The following is a 269-nucleotide window of genomic DNA, read 5'->3' on the forward strand; positions in this document are numbered from 1 at the left end:
GGGATACTGTCCTGATCCGGGAGACGAAAACCGCTCAGAATGGGGATATCGTCGTCTGCTATCTGATTGAGGAAGAGGAAGCCACGCTCAAGAAGCTTTATAAAAAAGGCAATCAGGTGGAGCTGGTGGCGGCCAACCCGGCTTATGAAACACGGATTTTACCGGCTGACAAAGTTGAGGTGCAAGGCCAGCTTGTCGGGCTGGTGCGGCGTTATCATTAAACAGCACTTTTGATGAGGGTTTAAAGATTGCCTCTCACCGCTGATGGC

At 51.3% G+C, this 269-nt stretch carries 1 protein-coding gene; it reads left to right on the forward strand.

Features of this window, described 5'->3' with window-relative positions; all coding sequences use genetic code 11:
* The coding region (locus ACRHNM_RS16860; RefSeq protein WP_431137770.1) for a LexA family protein at positions 1 to 221 on the forward strand (221 nt) is incomplete at its 5' end.
* Positions 222 to 269 lie beyond the last annotated feature (48 nt).

This window comes from Psychroserpens mesophilus (assembly GCF_050617655.1).
GTDB classification, from domain to species: domain Bacteria; phylum Bacteroidota; class Bacteroidia; order Flavobacteriales; family Flavobacteriaceae; genus Psychroserpens; species Psychroserpens mesophilus_A.